The sequence below is a fragment of the Leptolyngbya sp. FACHB-671 genome (genome assembly GCF_014695745.1).
GTDB lineage: Bacteria > Cyanobacteriota > Cyanobacteriia > Elainellales > Elainellaceae > JAAUTN01.
Window position 1 is genome coordinate 1 of record NZ_JACJOV010000040.1, and the last position, 15557, is coordinate 15557.

At 47.6% G+C, this 15557-nt stretch carries 19 protein-coding genes and 1 pseudogene; all 20 read right to left on the bottom strand.

What is annotated here, in order from left to right:
* Positions 1–247: 247 nt before the first annotated feature.
* On the bottom strand, positions 248–1330 hold the full coding sequence (locus H6F93_RS02085) for a hypothetical protein (protein WP_190678844.1): 1083 nt from the start codon (positions 1328–1330) through the stop codon (positions 248–250).
* Between the two features lie 177 nt (positions 1331–1507).
* Complete coding sequence (locus H6F93_RS02090) at positions 1508–2323, bottom strand: hypothetical protein (RefSeq protein WP_190678846.1); 816 nt, start codon at positions 2321–2323, stop codon at positions 1508–1510.
* 263 nt (positions 2324–2586) lie between these two features.
* Positions 2587–3084, bottom strand: coding sequence for a transposase (locus H6F93_RS02095; RefSeq protein WP_190678849.1), 498 nt, complete (start codon positions 3082–3084; stop codon positions 2587–2589).
* A 201-nt stretch (positions 3085–3285) separates the two neighbouring features.
* Entirely contained in the window at positions 3286–3975 is a 690-nt protein-coding gene (locus tag H6F93_RS02100; protein WP_190678851.1) for an alternative oxidase, read from the bottom strand.
* Positions 3976–4022: 47 nt separating this feature from the next.
* Positions 4023–5036 (bottom strand): DUF4331 family protein, encoded by a 1014-nt coding sequence (locus tag H6F93_RS02105; protein WP_190678853.1) that lies wholly within the window; start codon positions 5034–5036, stop codon positions 4023–4025.
* Positions 5037–5144: 108 nt separating this feature from the next.
* Complete coding sequence (locus tag H6F93_RS02110; RefSeq protein WP_242043269.1) at positions 5145–5942, bottom strand: hypothetical protein; 798 nt, start codon at positions 5940–5942, stop codon at positions 5145–5147.
* A 260-nt stretch (positions 5943–6202) separates the two neighbouring features.
* Complete coding sequence (locus tag H6F93_RS02115; protein WP_190678855.1) at positions 6203–6676, bottom strand: cupin domain-containing protein; 474 nt, start codon at positions 6674–6676, stop codon at positions 6203–6205.
* 282 nt (positions 6677–6958) lie between these two features.
* A complete protein-coding gene (locus H6F93_RS02120; RefSeq protein ID WP_190678857.1) occupies positions 6959–7840 on the bottom strand; it encodes an AraC family transcriptional regulator in 882 nt (293 codons plus the stop codon).
* Positions 7841–8191: 351 nt separating this feature from the next.
* Positions 8192–8947 carry an SDR family oxidoreductase gene (locus H6F93_RS02125; RefSeq protein WP_190678859.1) on the bottom strand — a complete coding sequence of 252 codons (756 nt, stop codon included), beginning with the start codon at positions 8945–8947 and terminating at the stop codon, positions 8192–8194.
* A gap of 75 nt (positions 8948–9022) precedes the next feature.
* Entirely contained in the window at positions 9023–9154 is a 132-nt protein-coding gene (locus H6F93_RS34500; protein ID WP_277882816.1) for a hypothetical protein, read from the bottom strand.
* Positions 9155–9522: 368 nt separating this feature from the next.
* Positions 9523–9933 (bottom strand): cupin domain-containing protein, encoded by a 411-nt coding sequence (locus H6F93_RS02130; protein ID WP_190678860.1) that lies wholly within the window; start codon positions 9931–9933, stop codon positions 9523–9525.
* Between the two features lie 481 nt (positions 9934–10414).
* The gene (locus H6F93_RS02135; RefSeq protein ID WP_190678862.1) at positions 10415–11299 is read right to left on the bottom strand and encodes a helix-turn-helix domain-containing protein; all 885 of its coding nucleotides are present in this window, start codon (positions 11297–11299) and stop codon (positions 10415–10417) included.
* A gap of 249 nt (positions 11300–11548) precedes the next feature.
* Positions 11549–12265, bottom strand: coding sequence for a MarR family winged helix-turn-helix transcriptional regulator (locus tag H6F93_RS02140; protein WP_190678865.1), 717 nt, complete (start codon positions 12263–12265; stop codon positions 11549–11551).
* A gap of 7 nt (positions 12266–12272) precedes the next feature.
* Positions 12273–12809, bottom strand: a complete 537-nt coding sequence (tpx, locus tag H6F93_RS02145; protein WP_190678867.1) for a thiol peroxidase — start codon at positions 12807–12809, stop codon at positions 12273–12275.
* Positions 12800–13435 carry a hypothetical protein gene (locus H6F93_RS02150; RefSeq protein WP_190678868.1) on the bottom strand — a complete coding sequence of 212 codons (636 nt, stop codon included), beginning with the start codon at positions 13433–13435 and terminating at the stop codon, positions 12800–12802. Before H6F93_RS02150 ends, tpx begins: the two co-directional genes overlap by 10 nt.
* Before the next feature lie 4 nt (positions 13436–13439).
* A complete protein-coding gene (locus H6F93_RS02155; RefSeq protein ID WP_190678870.1) occupies positions 13440–13685 on the bottom strand; it encodes a hypothetical protein in 246 nt (81 codons plus the stop codon).
* 1 nt (position 13686) lies between these two features.
* Positions 13687–13935 (bottom strand): hexameric tyrosine-coordinated heme protein, encoded by a 249-nt coding sequence (locus H6F93_RS02160; protein WP_190678871.1) that lies wholly within the window; start codon positions 13933–13935, stop codon positions 13687–13689.
* A gap of 74 nt (positions 13936–14009) precedes the next feature.
* Positions 14010–14711: an MOSC domain-containing protein gene (locus H6F93_RS02165; protein WP_190678872.1), complete on the bottom strand. Its 702-nt coding sequence runs from the start codon at positions 14709–14711 to the stop codon at positions 14010–14012.
* Between the two features lie 40 nt (positions 14712–14751).
* Entirely contained in the window at positions 14752–15207 is a 456-nt protein-coding gene (locus H6F93_RS02170) for a globin family protein (RefSeq protein ID WP_190678873.1), read from the bottom strand.
* Between the two features lie 218 nt (positions 15208–15425).
* Positions 15426–15557 (bottom strand): annotated as a pseudogene (locus H6F93_RS02175) (IS1 family transposase); the annotation flags it as partial.

Genomic DNA, 15557 nt, shown 5'->3' on the forward strand with positions numbered 1-15557 from the left:
GTTAGCTTCTCGTTGTCTTACTCTTTCAGCCATGCCAGACACCATTCGTGGACACACACTTTTTCATTGGTGGAAGGAGGAATAAATTAGTGTCACTCTACCATCCGGATTCCGTATCATTTCTCCTTGTCGCGATCTACTCCTCTCTTTTGCTCTCGATCTGCTTCCAAGTTCAGGAAGAATTTCATTCAAAAAAGAGCCTATGTAATTGACATTTGACAGCCCCACGAGATACGCAACCAGTACATTAGGAAGACTCAGAACCCTTGTCTGACAAACAGTTGACGAAATCGACCAGTTGAGGTGAGATGCCAAAAAGCTGAACTGAAACCTGTACTGTTTGTGATGAGATCGCATTGCGCTTGAGTCGTTCTGCCCAGGACAACCGCCGATGAGCACGTTGGCTTCGAGTCAAGTAAGAAGCGATTGGCTGAATGAGCCGAGTGCCCAAATCATTGGGTTGAATGCAAGTTTGATGTCGTCTCAGATGCTGTCGAATCTCACGCCGCAGTTGAGTAGCTGGAATATCGCTCCAGACCAACGCTTGAGTACCCTGCACGGTTTGAATTGGAGCTTGAGCAATCACCGTAATCTGGGGCTCTAAGGCAACCGTTGGAACCGGTGGTAACTTTGCTCGCATCACCGAGATACGTCTGCCATTGGTTCCTTTAGAGTCATCGGATAAACAATGATGCTTGACGGGACAACTGGCACAGATGCGTGGATTGACACTGAAAAGCATTTGCATATCACCGCGACGAGTATAGCGAATTTCGCGCCGCCCCATGCGATGCCCCTGTGGACATTCGATGAACTGATCCTCAATGATTTTGAAGTCCTTGCCCCCATACTTGTGACGACTTTTCCCCCAACCCTTTGCAACGGTCATCGCCCCATAGCGAGGGGTAGACCTCTCACTTGGATGATTAACAGGGAAGGCAGATGAAGCCTGCTCAACGGGAGCCACAGCGACCTCAGACTTGAGGGCTAATGCGGGTGACCACTCCGTTTGACGGGCACAAGACTGGGGCGATTGTGCGGCTCCTGCTCGAATCCGCCAGTTCCACACCCACTGATTCAGAATTTGCCAGAAGTTCTGTCCTTGGGACTGCCAACTACACCATCGGTCGCCATCTTGCTCCGTGTCCTCTTCAGAGAGAACTCGCTCAAAGCCACCTCGCCCATTGTAGAGATTGAGCACATCTGTTGCCGTGAACTGCTCAACTGGCAGGGAGGTCAGAAATAGCTCGTGAATGTACTTGCCCTGGCATTTGCCGACTGCTCGTTTGCGCTGGTCGAATCGCTCCATTCGCACAATGACTAATCGCATCGGTTCATGGTAACCTCGCCGAGTCGAGGCGAGGCAAGGAATATCAAACAGTTCCCGTGGATGGGGATTATCGGGATAGGCAATCGTAGCATGGGGGGCTTGTTTGAGGGCTGCTCCTACTATCGAATCCTTGAGCAGATGATAGTCGCGACAGCGAATGGCATAAGCAATCTGAGCTTACTGAAGCTCGCTGACATAGCTGGCACTTCCGTAGAGTCCATCCAAGCGAACAATGCCCTGAGCCCGAGTTAACCCTTGAGTGTAGAGATAGCGTTTGACCAAGTCACAGGCTCGAATCAGGTCCGGCTTGGGTGTACCATTTCCGGGAGCCGCAAAGGTGCCCAGCCATTCATGGGTATGGGCACAGGCAATTGTACTGCGAGTGCGAACATAGTCCCCCCGTTTTCGCCCACCATAGCCTGGAGCACAAGCGTTCTCACTGCGCCGCTTTAACTGCGGATGCGTGGATGCACTCACCAGAGCACGGTGCCGTGTGGCTTTAACAGTTCCGTCTACATCAAAGACGACCCATCGCTTTCCCGTGCGGTCGCTCAATCCCATCGCTGGTTTCATCTCAATCGGATGGGCTAGTAAATCTGCTTCAAATAAGCTTCGCAATTGTTCTACAGCAGGCTCATCTACAGCTGCCAGAAAACGACTTAAGGTTGCGGCTACGGGACACTTCGCTCGTTTCCAGACTGACATTAGCACAGGCTTGATGCTCTCTAACTGCTCGAAAAATAACTTTAATGTTTCGACCCCACTAACGGCATAAGCTAATAGTAGGAGCACAAAGTCACACACCTCATAACGTCCCATCCGTCCACGGCTGACTCGAACCTGTTGCTGTAGACGTTCTAGCAATCCGCTTTGATGCCAATATTGCCCTACTAGTAATGCCTCGGCTAACCAAGTTGGAATCACAGGGTTCGATTGTTCAGTCGTCGTGATTTCTAACCCTGCTAGAGTAAAGCTAAGTTTGTTCTCTGACATCGGGAACTGCCTCCATGCAGTACGGCTCGATGTCTTTTTCTAGCGAATTTAGCGAGCTTTAGAACTCCCTCTGTGTCTTGTTTCTAGCATTTACCCTGGTACTGGTTGCGTATCTCGTGGGGACAGGTGTCTCAAGCGCTATGTGGCGCGGGAGATTTATCACATTGTTCGTAACACGTTTCCGGTTCCTGAACGCCCTGAAGTGATTCATCCTTAGAATACAAAAAACTTGACATCTATAGGAGCATCAGTACCATTAGCACTTACGGAAAAACAATCTTGGGAGTCGCAGCATGTCCGAGATGGAGGTAGGCAGCCGATCGCAGTACAATTTCGGAGTAGAGAATCTTTTGAATTTCCAGACTGGGAACCCGTTTTGCTGTGAAGTTGTAAGCTGCGATCTCCCCTTCCAAACTGAAATCAGTATTCGTTAGATAGTGATCGTAATCATGCACGCCCTGAAAGATAAATCCATAAATTGGATTGGGGTACACAGCAGAATCGTAACTATCAGCGGAAACCCAGAGATGACCTTGCTCAATATCTGCAAACATTTCTTCAACTGTGTCGTAGCGCATGTAGTCTGAGAATTGTAGATTTAGGGGCAGTTGCTGAAATTCATCCATGAGCCAATCGCAAAGTTGGGCGATTGTTTCTTTAGGAATCTCGGCTGGTTTACCTTCTAAGTAGAGTTTAGCGAGAGTTTCTACTTGAGATGAGGCTGCTTCTGGAGTAGATGGATTGGTTTGTGTCAGAGCCATGTCGTTAAACCTCTAAGATTTTGAACCAGTGTCCTGCATGGGGGGCAGCGCCACTCCTATAGCCTTATCACCTTACGGGAGCCCAGTTGCGTTGCTTTTTCTTTGATGAATTCACCAATGTATCTTCGTACCCTTACCTCTAGTTGTCCCTGCAGAAAACGAAGGCTAAGACAGTTGAATGCGATCGAGATAACGCTCCCATCAAACTTCTTTAGCTGGCAAAACTTTGGCTGCAACAAAAACTGTGTGAGGGCTTCTGAGGGTCAGCCGTGCTTCTGGTATCTGAAGTGCAGTCATTGTTTTCACATGTTCGCATTCATCATCCCGAATGTTGACAAACACATCGTAGAGGTTGTCTACTTTGGGACGGCGAAATTCATGACCTGATGTGGTTTGAAATTCCTCAAACATGTAGAGATCGCCATCGCGATAGTAGTCGATCGCTACTTGGGGAGCTGATTGAGTTTTCAATTCCGCTTCATGTGTTCTCAAGTAGTTGTCATAGGTGTGATAGGCATGACTCTCAATTAACTCCATCAAGTAGTAAGCAGACCCAGGTGACAATATGTACAGTACGACTACCACCCAGTAGTATGCCACTCCAACCAAATGCGCGACGAGGCGATCGAACCAGTGCTGATTCCCGCCCAGCGATTCCATAATTAACAGATGATGCAGTTCGTTCCAGGTTTCAGCAAAGTGAACTTTTAGCAAGTCCGCTTTACGCCAAGAGCCTAGCGTTTCATAGAGATGCAGCACCGAGAGGTAGGAAAAATAAGGAACGCGGGCGATCGTTTCCAGCACGTAAAACCGAGGATAGGAGCGGTTGCCATACACAACATCGACAACGAAGACGAAAAAACCGACAATAGCTCGAATTAAAATTTTCATAATGCATACGCTCAACGTAGAACACAATTAGAAATTTGCTGCGTCAATCATTTGGACTGGATTGAGTTTGGCTCTGTCAAGTAGGGAAATTGGGGTTGCAAGCCATCGGGCTTACCTACTCGGTCTGAGAACGGGGTATTTGCCAGCAGGCTCAAAATCACGTCGGCTGTATCATCTGCCAGTGCTCGCCCATTTCTGCCAGCAAACCCATAGCTAGTCGGTAACTGCGGATTGTAAGTGAGCACATCAGGAAGGAGAAACCGTACGACCTGCTGTCCGTAAGCTTGAGGATCAGTCGTCGTGCCTGCGAGGTGAGTGACCTTTGCAGTGAAGGCGGCGATCGCCTCCCCATATTTGGCAACATCGTCGCGTGGCAGAGATTTGTTATAAGCATCCTTCAGATGCTCGTCCTGAATGAAGACTTGCTGAACCAGGGGAACTGCTGCTCGGTTAATGGTCTTCCACTTGCCTTCGTGCTGAATGGTTGTGGTTCCCCAAAGCTGCATTGTTTCAGCACTGAGAGCCGCGTTGGGCAGTTCTAAGACGATCGCGGTCACATTATGCCCTGCCAAAGCGTTCTCAGCCGTATCAAATACGTTGGGATCGAACCGATTCTCTTCTAGAATCAGCTTGGCGAATTGCCCAAACCCTCCCAAATTGAAGAAGAAGGGATCAGCGACCAGCCCTGCCCAAAGTCGTCCTCCGTTATCGATCGAAGTGATTTTGCCTGTATTGCCTGCTGCAATGAGTTTGCCATCACTGCTGTATTCAGTAGCAGCACTGCCCTCCAATCGACGCAACTCGATACGCTGAATGCCCCTGGAATCAGGTTCTCCAAAAGTGACACGATAATCCAGGTCTTCGATCACGTCAGCATTGGTGTCGATTTTGAAATCATAGAGCGCGCCCGCTCGAAAGGTAGTCGGCGATACTTCACCCGCCAAAGGATTAACCGCCATGATCAAAACGGTGGTGGCTGTATCGCCTGCAAAGACATAGACATCGGTAATGTCTACTCGTCCATCTTCTTTGGCAGTGGGAGAATCGAGATGGTGTGACATAAATCGTGTACTCCTTTGTTCATGTTTCGGTGAACGTCGAACGTTGTTCTGCAACTTGGGCAAAACTGTTTCTAGAAGTTCGACATTGAGAGATATTTGATCTTTCCATTACTGAGGTTGCACGCTGTAGGGAAGGCTTAAGTCTCCTGAATTAACGCTGTACACCTGGTACACGCCCAGCATCGGCAGAGCATCGTTTGTCGCGTTCACTTGCAGGTAGGCAGCCACTCCATCAAATTTGAAGTCTGTTTTGGAGCCAATCCGCGAGGCTGGAACTAAGACCTTGAGGGTGTTGCCATTTAACATCACTGGAAATCCAGGAGAATCGAAATACATCGGCATGTCTGGATGGGTAGGTGGCATCACAATATTTGAGTCTGTTTGGCTGAACTGTTTGACAGATAGTCCACCCGGTACACGATCGTCTTGAGTGAGTACGACCCAATGACTGTGATAAACAACGCCATCATCGATATAGTTCAAGTTGTTGTTCTCATCCCAGAGTGGGGTGTCATCGAAATCAGGATGGGAAGTGGCTGCTAATGCCACAATTCCTTCAGTTGAGCTAAAGCCGACATCTTCTGCTTTCAAGGTGGTTGGAAACACGTATGCCAATACGGGTGCTCCATCTGTGCTTCCTTTGGGTTGTGGTACGGTTCTACCCGCCGTTCCTGTGACGGTTTGTTCAAAGACAAGCAGATCCATATCCCTGAGATAACGCACGCTCGTACCTTCTATTTCCAAATCAGATGATTGAGCGGTCGGAGTAATAGCAGATGTCGATTGGGCGATCGGGGTTGAAGCGACCTGAGATATTGGGTGAGCATTCAGTTTAGGCGTAGGATATAAGATCCCCAAAACGAGAGTTAAACCAATGCCAAATAAGGCAGTAAGAAGACGGCTCATAACAAACTCCTGTTGCTTAGAAATAGTGATTGAAAATCGAGTAAAGAGATAGAAAGACGTGATTCACCTGCTCCCCATCCAAGGCAGGATTGAGAAAATTCTGAACACTCTTAATGCTTATCCAAGCAGTGTAGAAGGGCAGTAGGAAGAAGATTTTCAAGCAGAAGAAGACATAAGTAGCTAGGTACAATTAACCGTAATCTACGTGTAACCTTGCCGTCTTTAGAACAAGCGACGCAATTGAATCACTAACATAGTATTCATGCCAAGAATTCGATGCCGTACTTCGGCGCTGCTGTCAAAACTCGATCGACCGCATCAGGAGTGGCTGGGCGGGATGGTTTGTCTAGATTATCTACTGGAACCCCCACTTCGGCAAAGAATTCTTCAATTCCCGCAGGCATACACCAGACCAACATTTTCGCGCGTTGATTGGTCTTGTTCGTGAAGGTGTGCATATGCCCCTGCGGTGAATAGAGAAAGGTTCCAGGGGTGGCAATCACGGTTTGGTTGCCGAGTTTAAATTCCAGTTCGCCCTCCTGGATGTAGAATGCTTCATCTTCACGATGGTGAATATGCGGCGGCGGTCCAACATCAGGATCGACTTGCAGCTCGAAGAGGGTGTATTGTCCATTGGTGTCTTCGCTCACTGCCTTGAGAGTAACAATATCTCCCACAATTGAGAAGGAAGTTCCTTGACCTGGCTTTATTGACAGTTCATGAGGAGTAGTCATTGTAATTTCTCCTATTTGCTGAAGAGTTAAGTTGTTGGGTTCCAAGTCGTTCCGAATTTTAAACTCAGAGCGATTCACGGTTGTGTTGTAAAACGGTGCTGAGAATAGAAAACTCGAAGCAGGAATTGATGATGAGCAGCAAAAGCTTGAGCACTCGTATGCTCTTCTCTGTCTGGTGCTAGCTGAATTAGATTATCTTTGTTCTATCTACCTGAAGTGTAATGAGTTCAAACGTTCGACTTCTTCCAGATTCTTACAACGATTTATCAGATTCTTATGAGGTTAGCGAACTTGCTTGGGTGTCATTCCCGTAAGGCGCTTAAACTGTTGCGTTAAATGACTTTGGCTGGAGAACCCAACCTGTAAGGCAATGTCTGCGATCGCTAAATCCGTCCTACTCAACATCACTTTTGCTCGTTCTACCCGCTGCTGAATCACATACTGGTGCGGTGAAATCTCCATCGCCTGTTTGAATAAATTGGCGAAGTAAGTTGGGCTGATATTGATCACGCTTGCCAGTTCAGCCAGGGACAAATCTTGATTTAGGTGAGTGTGAATGTAGTCAATGGCTTGCTGCAATTGCATACGAGTTAAGCTTCTGTTCTCAGGCGTGATGATTTGCGCAACCTCAGAATAGTGCCGCAAGAGATGAATGGTTAACGCTTGAGTCAAGGATTCGATATATAATCGCCCCATCATGCCATCTGAACGCATCTCGGCTAAAAGCAGCATGGCAATATGCTGAAGATTCAAGTCCTGCCTGGCGAAGTGGTTGGTGAGCTCGACCCGCTTTGTGTTTATTTCAGACGCTTGGGCAACTTGTCTAACCAGCTCCGGCTGTAAGTGAATATGCAGTTTTGTCTCGAATGAGTGACTTGTTGAACAACGCCAGTAGATTGGTTTTCCAGCAGGAACTAAAAGGCTGTCCCCGTTCTGAAAGATTGTTTCATGTAGGCGATCGTCAGACTCCCAATGAAAATGTGTGGGATGTTGCAGGGGTAAGATCAGCCAATGATTTGACAGGGCAGTAAGTTCTCCTTCTTCTGTTTCACCCGGAGTTGTAGAGTGTTGATGCTGCTCAACCAAGATGCCATTCCAGCCCATTTGCCGACTGGACAACACCGAAGTTTTATGATCAAACCGTTGGCTGCGTTCGCTTGGCATAAGACAGTCTCCTGAGTGCAAGATATAAAGACACAGACCGCACTATTGAGGGGCAACACAGACAACCAAGCAATGGCGAGCCAAAATCAACAGGGGATAGACTGAGAGTATCGAATTTGGGTACTCAAATCATAGCTTTTTGTATCACTTATCATCATTGCAAACTTTTGGCGATCGGCATTACTTCACAGCAGAGCTTGTTGTCATAGCAGAGTTTGCTGCTTCAATAATCAGGTTGGCAACCTCTCCTGGGTGAGATATGGCTCGACAGGAACGACTAATTGAATGTGTTGCCAGTGGAACGCATAGACTCCTTTAGAAGCAATTAGCCTCCACTGGCGAACGTTTCGGTCAGGTTACTGTAAATCCGCCATCGACCACTAAGGGTTGTCCAGTGATGTAGCTGGCAGCATCAGAGCAAAGAAAAACGACAGCTTGAGCAATTTCTTCTACCTGTCCTATACGCCCCATCGGAACCGTAGATGCAAAATCATCAGCCGTGATACCCATTCGATCAAGGCTACGATCAAGCATCTCAGTCGCAGTAGCACCGGGGGTAACCGCATTAATCCGAATGCCCTGCTTGGCATAGTCTAACGCTGCCGCTCGTGTCAGTCCCATGACGGCATGTTTACTCGCGGCATATGGAGATGCCCATGGAAACGCAATCAACCCTGCTAACGAGGAGGTATTGACGATCGCCCCGGCTCCTTGAGTCAGCATTTGCTGAATTTCATATTTCATGCACAAGAACAGTCCCCGTGTATTAATCGCCATCAGTTTGTCAAAGTCTTCGATCGATTGCTCGTGCAGAGGTTTTGGAAGTGCCTCTATGCTCGCGTTATTAAAGGCAAAGTCGAGCTTCCCAAACTTCTCGACGGTGGTTTGCACAAGCGCTTTTATCTCGGCTTCGTTCGAGACATCCGATCGCACAAATAAACAGTCAATGCCAGCATCTCGTAGCTGAGCTTCCGTTGCTTTACCTTCTGGTTCGCGTCGTCCTGAGAAAACCACCTTAGCTCCTGCAACACCGAATGCTTTAGCGGTTGCCTTTCCAATTCCCGAAGTTGCTCCTGTAATCAAAGCCACTTTATTTTCAAGTTTCATCGTTTTCTCCTTTTGTTGTTGAAAAATCATAGAGAGAGTGCTGTTTATTGCAAGTGTAGATTTCGACGAAAGATTCTAGCGGTTGTAGTAGTTTGTCGATCGTTGGATCATCAGATTTAAGGATGCCGCGATCGCTGCTCCAGCAATGCTTCCACCATTCAGCATTGTGATTACAAAGTGCTTGCAGTAAATGCGAATAGGAATCATCAAATGTCTCGTTTAGGCTAGGCTTGCCTGCTAATCCCGGTTTCTGGCGCAGCTTGCAAATGGCGAGGCAACAGAGCCGCAGGTAAGATGTCATTTTTAGCTGTCGTGGTATCTTGGTTAGCAGCTTAGTTCTTGCATAATTGAGCAAATGAACAACCTCTTTGTCGAGGTCTGTAGAGCAAAATTCAATGGTTTGAGTTGCGGTTAACATAGTTCAAAACTCGAGTTGCACCTAAGTCATCTAAAAGCGATCGCAAAATTGACGGGTGTGTAGCACCGCTTCACCATGATCAGGAATCCACGCTGCCCACTAATCCTCTGATACCTGGCAAAGTAGCAGTGCTTCATCAAAACTAAAGGTAATGACTCTAGTTCTTTCGCGGTACCCCGAAGCCGGGGTAGTGGGGCAACAGTTCCGCCGTTTCTTCCGGGGTCAGCATCTTAACTCCGTACTTGGCAGCCAGCGCAATGGCGGGAGCTGGATCGGAGAGCGCGTATGTGGTCGCGTTCGCAGGTAATTCCATGCTGGTGGACGGACTCGACATCGCTTCAAAGTACCCGTCCAGACCGTGTCCGTCCGGACCGCCTGGTTGCAACAGGGCGAGAAACCGGAGGGTAGGCGATAGGTAGTAGAACGCGTGCGCCTGGTTCCGGGGGAGGAAGATCGTTTCGCCTGCCCGCACCGTCCGGACTTCGCCCATGCAGTACACCTCCAGTTCGCCTTCTAGAATGTAATACACCTCATCCTGGTCATATATGGAGATGGGGCGGCGGCTCATTTCCCGGTTTCATCCGAAGCTCCAGAAGGAAGAAGCGGTTCTCGGTCTCGGCCGATGTCACGAGAAAAGACATGAGACTGCCCATGTAGGACCGAGTGGTCTCCGTCACCGCGCTACGAACGAAGAAATCTGCTGACTGTTTCATGATTTGACCTCTGATATTATGTAAGCGTCGTGTTCACAATCAGTATTGCGGTGATTTACAGCCATTTTCCGATGGGTAAGCCATAGCGTAGGGGCAGTTCGCGAACCGCCCTTACAGGAATTTATGGTTTATCTAAGTGAAAATTGCTGTAAGTCCTGCAACTCAGTCGTTGTATTGTTTGCCTGAATTTAATAGATGTATAAGAACAAGTTGTATATTGCTCTGTGCGGGGAAGTTTGTATGGAATTCTTCTGATTCTTTATACCTAAAGTGTATTCAGTTCCAATGCTCAACTTCTTTCGGATTCTTACAACGATTTATCAGATTCTTATGAGGTTAGCGAATTTGCTTAGGTGTCATTCCCGTAAATCGCTTAAAGTGTTGCGTTAAATGACTTTGACTGGAAAAACCGACTTGTAACGCAATGTCTGCGATCGTCAAATCCGTTTTCGACAGCATCACTTTCGCCCGTTCCACTCGCTGTCGAATCACATACTGATAGGGTGAAATTCCCGTAGCTTGTTTGAACAAACTGGCGAAGTAAGTGGGGCTGATATTGATGACGCTTGCTAGTTCAGCTAATGACAAATCTCGATCGAGGTGAGTGTGAATATAGTCAATGGCTTGCTGCAACTGAGTACGAGTTAAGCTTCTGTTTTCAGAGGTAATGGGTTGCGTGACGATTGAATAGTGGCGCAGCAGATGAATGACCAGGACTTGAGTTAAGGATTCAATATATAATCGCCCCATCACACCATCTGATTGCAACTCAGCGAACAGCAGCATTGCTATCTGATGAAGCTGCAAATCTTGCTGAGCGAAACAGTTCACAAAGTCAATTCGCTTTGGATCAATTTCGGATGCTTCAGCGATTTGCTCAATCAGCTCCGGCTTCAAACGAATGTGCAGCGAATCGCAGATGCCTCCGCGCCGACACCAGTAGCTCAGTTGTCCAGCAGGAACAAGAACGCTGTCACCTTTTTGAATGATTGATTCATGCAGGCGATCGCTACCCTTCTGGGTCAAATGAGCAGGAGGTCCCATGGATAAGGCAAGCCAATGACTTGATGTGGCAGGAAATTCAACTTCCCTTGAATTTAAAGGATCCTGATACTGCTCAACGAAAATTCCGTTCCAGTTCATTTGCCGACTGGATAACACCAGAGTCTTTTCATTTAACTTCTGATTGAGTTCGATCGAGCTAATCAGGTTGCTAGTCATAAACCTTGTCCTTAGAACTCAACTTGTTGATTTGACCCAACACCTCATTCAGTCGAAAGTGTATAGGTTTGAATGCTTGACTTCTTTCGGATTCTTACGACGATTTATCAGATTCTTATGGTGTTAGCGAACTTGCTTTGGTGTCGTTCCCTATTTCGCTCAAAGATTGAGCAATGAAAGAGATAACTGCCGATGAGAGGCATCAGAGAATCCTTGCGAATTAGCTAAAATCACTCGAAAACGAGAACATTACGAAAGATACAGGTTCCAATTTTGTTTAGCGGTTTCAGGATCGGCTGCAACGTGTTCGGCGCAGTTGAGACGAAGATGACGATCGCCAAAGGCTGCATTGACCAACACGCAATGATGCGGACGTTCCGAATCTGGATACCGATTAGGCTGAAAGAATTGACAAGTGACACACATTTTTGCCACTGAAACTTGTCCTTGTTCTTGAAGCTTGCGAATCATCTTAATCAGCCCTCGCAGGAAGATGACTTGCTCCTCCTCCGATAGTTCATCGACTGTATTAAGCAGAAAATTAGACCAGGATGTGGTTTGAGCGGCGGCTTGTTGTCCTTGAGTGGTCAATGTAATTGCGATCGCTCGTCCATCAGCGGGCGATCGAGTTTTCTGCACTAACCCTTTCTCGACTAGCGACGTGACCGCATCACTGGCCGTCGCCGCCGTGACTGCCAAGTTTTTCGACACTTCTGTCAACCGCATCCCAGCTTTGCCCTTGTCAATCAGCAGCGCCAGAATTTGCCCTTGAGTCGGCGTTAACCCTTGCTGTCCGGCACCCTGCCAAGATTGACTCCTCAGCGCTAGCCCAATTTTCTCCAGACCAATCAAGATATGTTGTTCGGTCGCAGTTGAGGCATCAAAGGGATTAGCAATGACATCTACATTCGGCTGTTCGGCGGGAAGGGCTGATTCTGTGTCGCGATCGGGTTGAGAGTTGTTCATGGATACTTTACGATGCCGCTTTCAATGTGGCGATTTCTGCGGAAAGCACTGCAAAAGCAACAGCATAGTCGGGTTCAGCCGTCAGTTCAGTGACAATTTCTTGATAGGTAACAATGCCTGTAGAATCTACGACATAAACAGCGTGTGCTAGTAATCCGAGATCCTGAACGAGCAGTCCCCAACTGCGGGCAAAGTCCAGATCACGATAATCTGAAAGCATGGTGATGTTGGTAACTTTCTCGATCGCCTGCCAACGAGTTTGAGCAAAAGGAAGGTCGACGGAGATGAGAAAAACTTCAACAAAATCAGTTAATTGCTGACCCAGTAAGGTTAGATGATGGCTGAACTTGCGGGTCTCATCACTACAGACGGGCATATCCAAAGAAGGAACCGTGAGTAACAGACGGACTTTTCCTCGCGATCGCTCCAGTGGCAGCACGGGTAACAAGTTATTATCAATCACCCGCACATCACGGGCACGAGTGCCAACTTTCATCGGCAATCCAATCAATCGCATCGGTTGCCCATGAAAGGTTACTTGCATAGTTCCTGGGTTACTCGATTGCCAGTGTTGATGTATTTCTCAATTCGTTGAATCACATCTGCTTCAGGCGTATGTCCAAACCATCCATCCAGTAATTGCAGGTTTTGATCGACTAGAAGGAAGGTTGGTGTTCCTGGCAGATGATTCAGCGTAAAGGTTGCTGATGTTTGAGCGCTCTTTTGTAAGTAAACCTTCACTTTCTGACGCAACGCTTCTTGCTCAAGACGGGATGAATTACCGAAACCAGCGATCGCTTCACACACCAGTTCGATGTTCGCAGGTGTTGCAAGTGCTGTACCCGTAGTGAGTTGATCGATCGCAACGGGAAAATCAATTGCTTGAGCGTAATTCTCTCCGAGGGCTTGCCGAGTTGCCCCAACCGTCTGCCTCTGAGTCAAAAGCAACTCTGTATTTGCAGCCGTGTTGTGCTCAAAATCCTCAAACGCCGTTGAGAGTCCCAGAACATTTAATCCAGATTCACGATACTTCCAATACAGTTTGTTGACGAGTGGAAACCCATAGATGAAACAACCAGGACAATTGACTTGAAACACAAACAAGAGATTTAGCGCTTTGAGGTCAAATGAACCTTGTAAGACGCGATCGATCTTGAGTTGGATTGCCATTGTGCTACTCCTGAGCAAAACGAGTCGGATTACCGTTGACTGAGATCAGGCGATCGAGCCGAATCTCAGTTCCATGTTTGAGCTTCAAAAAATCGGCTTGGTTCGCAGCATAGACATCCACAATCTGACTTTGAACTTCAACGATTTCCTCAGTCGCAGTGCGATAGGAAATTTGACAAGTTTGCCGTAGCGTTGCGAGGGCTTCTAGCTGATCATGAAAACCACAGTCTACTAAACAATAATCATTCATCTCAGACCTCACTATTTTTCCAATAATTGTTAGCAGCGGCGATTGTGGCAAACTCAGTAGCAACGGTTTGTCCCACGGCAATCAACATCATGGCCTCGTTACCATAGACATCTCGTAGCTGCTTGCGCTTCTCTTCATCAGGTTGAGTCAGCTTGATAATCAGTCGTGCCAGTTTCACGGCTAATTGCCGTCCTTCCTCAGGTGTTTCGGTGATTAACGAGTTATTAGGAACCAGTGCAATCGTATCCATTGTTTGTTCTCCTGTTAGTTGTAAGGGCGATCGCCGATTGGATTTCTTTTGCAATCGTCCTAGCGCGATCAAGCTCAGTTCTCGCCCCAGAGTCGTGGAACCGGATCTGGATTGACATTAGCAGCTCGATTGGACAAAGTGCGTTGCCAATTTACTGCCAGCAACGGACAGTTTGCCAATGCAGCCGATGCTTCCCGATTGTTTAATTCGTGATGCATGATTTGGTTAGCTCGTGCAATCGTCCATTGGGGAAACGGGCGATCGCGCAACACCAGTTTCATTCCCGCTTCCACCATGCCTTCTTTCAATACGCGAAAATACCATCCAGTTTGCCCAGTTGTCTGAACTTGGAATGCAAGATCCCGAATTCGCCAACGACGCGATAATTTCCAGCAAGGCTGGCGGGGTTGAGACACCTGAACTTGAGCTTCACCGATGTCATAGATATCACCAATGCAAACAGATGATTCTGTTTGATCAGCAACCGTAAAGTTTTCTCCAAACGCTCCGTAGGAGAGGTGGGGCAACTTCAAACGTGCTTGCCAGGAGGGATAGTGTTCAGTCGCATACGCCAGTACCGCTTTTTCTACACCGCCATGATGTTTGAGATCGGCTTGACCATCCCCAGCTAAATTAGTGCTTCCGAGCCAGACTTCTCCCTGAATTGGTTCCTTGAAGAAACCTGTAGACCAAGGACGATCCATTGGGTCTGGAGCACCTGTCACACCAAGCGATTTGGGCAGTCCAACTTGAATCGAAAGAATCTGAGCAACCATTTATCTCTCTGGGTAAAACACAACCAAAATGTAATCTCACTCACGCAGTTGCTTCTGGAGAACTAGATTGTAGTTTGAGTGCTGTGGGGGTATAGTCAGCACCTTCCAGCATGATTTGGCCGATCGCGTCGTAAGCATCTGCCCAGGCTTGTTTTGTTTGGGGTGTCCAGGCAGTTCCTAAAAAAGATGCCAGCGTTTTCAACAAGGTGTTGCCAACCATTGGATAATGTTCTGGCAAAACACCATACTGAACGTGGCGTGTGCCTAAGCCTGTGAGAGCGCTGTTTAAAGCGTCAGGTTGGTGAAGGCTATTAATCACCAGTACCAGCGAAGCAAATAGCTTCTTACCCTGCTCCTCCATTGAGGCGTGAACGAACAGTGGTTTCGTCTCTGGATAGTCTGCGAACAGATAGGAATAGAACAAAGCGGTGAAGTCGGATTCACGTGCCTTCACTTGCTCAAAGCTTTGTTCCAATAGTTCAGTGTTCAGTGCCATTGTTGTGAGTTTACTCCTTCCTTTGAGTTGCCAGGATTGGCACACTAGGCGGCAATACCTGTGCTACCATCTAATTGCTTAGGACTCCTAAATAGTAAAACGATACTTGCCCAAGTGTCAATGCATTTTTCCATCAAAGCTAGTTTTCAGCTTTGAGCGTCAATTGACGAAAACTGGTGAATTGACAAAAATTGGCGGCGTTGCTGAAACCGTAATGGTTAAGTAGGTAGAGGAATAGCTCGATACTTCAAATAGTGAAGCAGCAAACGGAGTGAACATTTCAACATCTCAAGGGATTTGGAGTAGCACAAGGTTTTACGGTGCAGCCGTGCTAGGTAATGCCGTAGACG

What these genes read in the sequence shown, in the direction of transcription:
- H6F93_RS02085 (WP_190678844.1), bottom strand. Translation starts at nt 1,330, where the DNA reads ATGCGATTAGTCATTGTGCGAATGGAGCGATTCGACCAGCGCAAACGA.
- H6F93_RS02090 (WP_190678846.1), bottom strand. Translation starts at nt 2,323, where the DNA reads ATGTCAGAGAACAAACTTAGCTTTACTCTAGCAGGGTTAGAAATCACG.
- H6F93_RS02095 (WP_190678849.1), bottom strand. Translation starts at nt 3,084, where the DNA reads ATGGCTCTGACACAAACCAATCCATCTACTCCAGAAGCAGCCTCATCT.
- H6F93_RS02100 (WP_190678851.1), bottom strand. Translation starts at nt 3,975, where the DNA reads ATGAAAATTTTAATTCGAGCTATTGTCGGTTTTTTCGTCTTCGTTGTC.
- H6F93_RS02105 (WP_190678853.1), bottom strand. Translation starts at nt 5,036, where the DNA reads ATGTCACACCATCTCGATTCTCCCACTGCCAAAGAAGATGGACGAGTA.
- H6F93_RS02110 (WP_242043269.1), bottom strand. Translation starts at nt 5,942, where the DNA reads ATGAGCCGTCTTCTTACTGCCTTATTTGGCATTGGTTTAACTCTCGTT.
- H6F93_RS02115 (WP_190678855.1), bottom strand. Translation starts at nt 6,676, where the DNA reads ATGACTACTCCTCATGAACTGTCAATAAAGCCAGGTCAAGGAACTTCC.
- H6F93_RS02120 (WP_190678857.1), bottom strand. Translation starts at nt 7,840, where the DNA reads ATGCCAAGCGAACGCAGCCAACGGTTTGATCATAAAACTTCGGTGTTG.
- H6F93_RS02125 (WP_190678859.1), bottom strand. Translation starts at nt 8,947, where the DNA reads ATGAAACTTGAAAATAAAGTGGCTTTGATTACAGGAGCAACTTCGGGA.
- H6F93_RS34500 (WP_277882816.1), bottom strand. Translation starts at nt 9,154, where the DNA reads ATGATTCCTATTCGCATTTACTGCAAGCACTTTGTAATCACAATGCTG.
- H6F93_RS02130 (WP_190678860.1), bottom strand. Translation starts at nt 9,933, where the DNA reads ATGAGCCGCCGCCCCATCTCCATATATGACCAGGATGAGGTGTATTAC.
- H6F93_RS02135 (WP_190678862.1), bottom strand. Translation starts at nt 11,299, where the DNA reads ATGACTAGCAACCTGATTAGCTCGATCGAACTCAATCAGAAGTTAAAT.
- H6F93_RS02140 (WP_190678865.1), bottom strand. Translation starts at nt 12,265, where the DNA reads ATGAACAACTCTCAACCCGATCGCGACACAGAATCAGCCCTTCCCGCC.
- tpx (WP_190678867.1), bottom strand. Translation starts at nt 12,809, where the DNA reads ATGCAAGTAACCTTTCATGGGCAACCGATGCGATTGATTGGATTGCCG.
- H6F93_RS02150 (WP_190678868.1), bottom strand. Translation starts at nt 13,435, where the DNA reads ATGGCAATCCAACTCAAGATCGATCGCGTCTTACAAGGTTCATTTGAC.
- H6F93_RS02155 (WP_190678870.1), bottom strand. Translation starts at nt 13,685, where the DNA reads ATGAATGATTATTGTTTAGTAGACTGTGGTTTTCATGATCAGCTAGAA.
- H6F93_RS02160 (WP_190678871.1), bottom strand. Translation starts at nt 13,935, where the DNA reads ATGGATACGATTGCACTGGTTCCTAATAACTCGTTAATCACCGAAACA.
- H6F93_RS02165 (WP_190678872.1), bottom strand. Translation starts at nt 14,711, where the DNA reads ATGGTTGCTCAGATTCTTTCGATTCAAGTTGGACTGCCCAAATCGCTT.
- H6F93_RS02170 (WP_190678873.1), bottom strand. Translation starts at nt 15,207, where the DNA reads ATGGCACTGAACACTGAACTATTGGAACAAAGCTTTGAGCAAGTGAAG.